Here is a 4,758-nt window from a genome sequence, read left to right as displayed (position 1 = left end):
AGCGGGCGGCAGCGCGCCGCCCGCTGCCGGCCGGTTCGGTCAGCGCGCCACGCGCGCGTCGCGATCGGCCGGCCCGGCGGCCGCCTGCGCCGGCTGGCCGGCCGCCAGCGCACGAGCGCGTGCGGCCAGCGCGTCCATCTGCGCATAGCCGTTGTCCATGCCGCTGTAGGTACGCACGATCCCGGCGGTCGGCAGCCCCAGCATGCAATCCTCCACGATACGGTTGCCGATCCGGTAGGTCTGGTGATGCGAGCTGCCGGTGCCGTGCACCATCAATTGCTCGACCGGCAGGCCGGCCGCCTTCGCGGCCTCCACGTAGTGGACCTGCGAGCCGGCATCCACATCGGTGTCCGAACCATCCGTGGTCACGAACATCCGGAAGCCCGGCATCGGATGCACGCGCGACAACTGGTCGATCGGATCCCAGACCCCCGATAGCGGCGTGCCTGTCCAGTCGCTCGACCGTCCGGCCGCGCGGGCCCGGTACACCACCGCGGTCACGCCCGACGACGACACCGCGCAGCGCACATCGCGCCGCTCGGCGATCAGCGAAGCCACCAGCCCGCCGCCGCCCGACTGCCCCACCAGCCCGAACTCGGCGATGCCATAGCGCGCCTTGATACGATCCAGCGCGGCGTTCACCACCTCGGTTTCGTAGCGCGTGCGCCGGCGGTTCTGATTGCCGCTGCTGCCGTCCACGCCGGGGCGGGCGAGCGACAGGTACGGCGTGCCGCCGCGCTGCTGCTCCTGTTGCGCGGCTTCCAGCACGCGGCGCGGCGTCCACTTGCCGTAGTTCGCCGACGCGCCGCGCAGCGACAGCACATCGCCATCCATGAACACGATCGCGCGCGCCACCCGGCCGCTCGCGAACGCGCTCGACGGGAAATAGCGGATGCATTCGCCGAACTCGGGCCCTTCCACCCAGACGGCGTCGGTCGTGGCCGCGCACTGCTCCGGCGTGGATTGCGATCCCGTGCTGGCCTCGCCCGGCGAAAAATGATCGTCGAGGCCGTAATTCCGGACCGTCGACGCGCAGCCCGCGAGCAGTGCGATCGACAGCACGGCGGCCCCTCTCCCCAGCAGCTTCCCCGTTCTCATGGCTCTCCTTTTTGTTAGTGAGCGGCCGCTGGTGGCAGCGCCGCGCCGCCATGGTAACGGATGCCGATCGCGTTAACGATCCTCCGGCGCAACCGCCCGAATCGCCGCGCTGAAGCGCGCATGCGCGGCCGGATCGACCGGCCGGTGCTTGACCGTGCCGCTCGCCGGATCGTTGCCGAGGAAGTTGCCGCCCTTCCAGTCCCTCGCCGGCCGCACCGGCCGCTTCTCGAAGCCACCGCCACAATTCGGACAGACGTCGTGCAGCACCTGATCGACGCACGACACGCAGAACGTGCATTCGTAACTGCAGATGCGGGCGTCGCGCGAATCGGGCGCGAGTGCGACGTTGCAGTGCTCGCAACTGGGGCGGATTTCAAGCATGGCGGGCTGCCTCGATCGAATGGAGTGAACGGTTTGCCGGCTGCGGAACAGCCACGGCGATGCGCCATCCTAACGAATCGGCCAGCACCGAAACAGCCCGAAACCTGACCGGCATGGAAAAAAAGATGCCACCATGCCGGCATCGTTTCCCTGGCTCGTCATCCGTCATGCAGAACGCATCGTCCCCGAATCACGCCGGCTTGTCGCGCATCTTCCTGGTGCTGCCGCCGCGCGTCCATATCCTCGATCTGGCCGGCCCGTTGCAGGTGTTCGGCACGCTGCCGGAGCTGGGCATCGCGCCGGTGGAGGTGCGTTGCGTCGGGCCGCACAGCGAGCTGAAGAGTTATCAGGGGCTCGCGCTGACCGCGATCCATCCGCTGCCCGCGCGCCTGCGGCGCGGCGATCTGGTGGTGGTGATCGGCGCGAAGTTCGCGTTCGAGGCGGCGCCCACGCCGGCCCAGCGGCAGATCGTCGACTGGCTGCGCGCCGAGGTGCAGCCCCGGCTCGGCGAGATCGCGCTGGCCAGCGTCTGCACCGGCGCGTTCCTGCTGGGCGCGGCGGGCCTGCTCGACCATCGGCCGTGCACCACCCATCATCACCATCTCGACCGCCTCCAGCAGCGCCATCCGCTCGCACGCGTGCTGCCGAACCGGATGCTGGTCGATGCGGGCCACGTCTGCACGTCGGCGGGCGTGTCGGCCGGCATCGATCTGGCGCTGCATCTGATCGCGCGGCACTTCGGGGCCGCCGTGGCCGTGCGCGTGGCGCGCGAGAACGTGGTGCCGTTCCGCCGCATGAGCCGCGATCCGGCGCTCGACCCGCCGCTGCGCCATCGCGATCACGGCAACGCGCTGGTGCACGCCGTGCAGGATTTCCTGAGCGATCGCCCGGATTGCACGCTGCCCTACGACGAACTGGCCGCCCGCTTCGCGGTCAGCTATCGCCATCTCGCGCGAATGTTTCTTCAGGAGTGCGGCATGACGCTCAAGCAATATCAGCAGCAACTGCGGATCGCGCTCGCGCGCAGCCTGCTGAAGGGCGGCGATGCGCCGGTCGAGCGCATCGCCGAGCTGTGCGGCTTCGGCAGCGTGCAGGCGTTTCGCAGCGCATGGCGGCAGGAGGAAGCGCTGCCGCCCTCGCAATGGCGAGCCAACGCCGTTCGCACGCCACACGCATTGCCGCTGCAGTGACACGGGCCGGCCGGTAGAATCGTCCGGCCCGGCGCAGGGCGGCAGGCTCGAACAGCCGCCGCCGCGCCTTACATGCGGCTTTCCCGGAGATGCCCATGCCTCGCCTTCGTCACACCCTCTGCGCCCTCGCGCTCACGCTGCCGCTGTGCGGCCTGGCCCGCGCCGACGTCATCGAATCCTGGAGCACGATCGCCACGCCCGCGCCCCCCGTGCTCAAGCCGGTGAGCGTGACCGACCCCGCCCACACCGCGCTGCTGCTGCTCGATTTCGACGTCAGCACCTGCAACGCCCAGGAGCGCCCCGATTGCGTCGCCTCGCTGCCGGCCGTCGCCAGGCTGTTGACCGAGGCGCGTGCAGCAAAGCTGATGACGGTCTACAGCCTGACCAGCACCGGCTCGCTCGCGGGCGTGCCGCCGGTGATCGCAGCCAAGGGCGACGAAACGGTCGTGCGCTCCGGCGTCGACAAGTTCCTCAACACCGATCTCGAAGCGGCGCTGAAGGCCCGCGGGATTCGCACCGTGATCATCACCGGCACGGTGGCGCACGGCGCGGTGCTGTACACGGCGAGCGAGGCGGCGTTGCGCGGCTTCCAGGTGATCGTGCCCACCGACGGCATGTCGAGCAAGGAATCGTTCGGAGAACTGTCCGCCGCGTGGGTGCTCGCCAACGCGCCGGCCGGCGTCAGCAAGAACACCACGCTGACGCGGGCGGCCATGATCGGGTTTCCGAATCATTGAGTGCACTGACCTCTACGGCCACCCTCAGCCGTTGAGCATCCGGCCGCCGTCCACCACGATCTCCGTGCCGAGCGTCCACGCCGATTCGTCGGCGGCCAGATACACCACCGCCTGCGCCACTTCCTCGGGCGTGCCGAAGCGCCCGGCCGGAATCGCGAGGAAGGCCTGGCGCGCGGCAAGCTCAAGCGCGTGCTGCGCGGCCACGAAGCGCCGCGGGTGCCGATCCAGATCCTCTACGCGGCCAACCGTTTGCTGCCCAAACGCGCGATCGTGTTCATGGATTTCATCACCGAAACGTTCGCCCGAATCCCGGCGCTGAACGTCGCGAGCACCTAAGCCTGCACGCCGCCCCTCCCTTCGCCGCTGCCCTCGGGTTAACACCGCCTGCCGCGCGCGCCGCTTTTCTGCCATAAAGCTGCCGGCCAGCCCGTGAATTCCGGAGCGAACCTCGTCCGGACGCGCTGGCAACGAGACGACAGAAAGGAAAGAATCATGCGGCGGATGCCTTCGCTGATAGCGTTGCGTTTTTTCGAGGAGACCGCACATCACCTGAGCTTCAATCGCTCCGCGGCCTCCCTGTGCGTGACCCAGGGCGCCGTGAGCCGGCAGATTCGCCTGCTCGAGGAAAGCATCGGCGCGCAGTTGTTCGAGCGCGATCACAAGGGCGTCAAACTGAGCGCCGCCGGCCTGCTGCTGTTGCCGTTCATCGAGCAGGCGTTCGACACCATCGAGCGCGGCATCCTCGAAATCACCGCCGTGCAGCCGGGCCGCAAACGGCGGCTGACCGTCTCGCTGCCGCCGACGTTCGCCACCCAGTGGTTCTCGCCACGCCTCGGTACGTTGTCCGAAGCGCTGCCCGAAGTCGATCTGTCGATCCGCACCGAACCCACCGACGATTGCCACTGCCATATCCGCTTCGGCCGCGCCGCGCGCGCCGACCTGCAATCGGAACGCCTGATGCTGGAGCGCCACGCGCTGGTGGGTGCGCCGCGCTATGCGGGCACGCCGCTCGATGCGCTGTTCGGCAAGGTGCCCTCGCTGCACGTGCTGCACGAAGGCAAGCGCCTGACGCTGTGGGCCGACTGGTGCGCCAAGGCCGGCGTGCCGCTCGCGCGCATCGGCGACGGCATCGAGTTCTCGACGCTCGAACAGGCGATCCACGCCGCGCGCAAGGGCGCGGGGCTGGCGGTGGTCGATCTCGGCATGATCGAGGAGGAACTGGCCGAAGGCAGCCTCGTGCCGCTCTCGCCAGTGGAGGCGATCGGGCCGTTCGGCTATTGGCTCGACATCGCGCCGGCGCGGCTCGGCGACGAGCTGGTGGTGGCGTTCATCGCGTGGCTGCGCGCGCAGGC

The 4,758-nt window shown here is 69.3% G+C and carries 6 protein-coding genes; 3 read left to right on the top strand and 3 right to left on the bottom strand.

Going from position 1 to position 4,758, the window contains the following annotated elements; all coding sequences use genetic code 11:
* Positions 1–39: 39 nt before the first annotated feature.
* Both ACYP33_RS19815 and ACYP33_RS19810 read right to left on the bottom strand, forming a co-directional pair.
* Positions 40–1,098, bottom strand: a complete 1,059-nt coding sequence (locus ACYP33_RS19815) for an alpha/beta fold hydrolase (protein WP_414448989.1) — start codon at positions 1,096–1,098, stop codon at positions 40–42.
* 72 nt (positions 1,099–1,170) lie between these two features.
* The gene (locus ACYP33_RS19810) at positions 1,171–1,479 is read right to left on the bottom strand and encodes a DUF1272 domain-containing protein (protein WP_414448988.1); all 309 of its coding nucleotides are present in this window, start codon (positions 1,477–1,479) and stop codon (positions 1,171–1,173) included.
* 167 nt (positions 1,480–1,646) lie between these two features.
* On the opposite strand from ACYP33_RS19810, the gene ACYP33_RS19805 reads away from it, so the two are divergent.
* Both ACYP33_RS19805 and ACYP33_RS19800 read left to right on the top strand, forming a co-directional pair.
* On the top strand, positions 1,647–2,669 hold the full coding sequence (locus tag ACYP33_RS19805; RefSeq protein WP_459623497.1) for a GlxA family transcriptional regulator: 1,023 nt from the start codon (positions 1,647–1,649) through the stop codon (positions 2,667–2,669).
* 95 nt (positions 2,670–2,764) lie between these two features.
* Positions 2,765–3,406 carry an isochorismatase family protein gene (locus ACYP33_RS19800; protein ID WP_414440280.1) on the top strand — a complete coding sequence of 214 codons (642 nt, stop codon included), beginning with the start codon at positions 2,765–2,767 and terminating at the stop codon, positions 3,404–3,406.
* A 24-nt stretch (positions 3,407–3,430) separates the two neighbouring features.
* Here ACYP33_RS19800 and ACYP33_RS19795 read toward each other — a convergent pair whose 3' ends face one another.
* Positions 3,431–3,610, bottom strand: a complete 180-nt coding sequence (locus ACYP33_RS19795) for an SDR family oxidoreductase (RefSeq protein ID WP_459623495.1) — start codon at positions 3,608–3,610, stop codon at positions 3,431–3,433.
* 288 nt (positions 3,611–3,898) lie between these two features.
* Between ACYP33_RS19795 and ACYP33_RS19790 the strand changes: the two genes are divergently transcribed.
* On the top strand, positions 3,899–4,758 hold an 860-nt coding region (locus tag ACYP33_RS19790; RefSeq protein ID WP_459623493.1), incomplete at its 3' end, for a LysR substrate-binding domain-containing protein.

The organism is Burkholderia sp. 3C, from assembly GCF_054589155.1.
The sequence above is the reverse complement of the archived record's forward strand: the minus strand, read 5'-3'. Positions and strand labels throughout refer to the sequence as shown.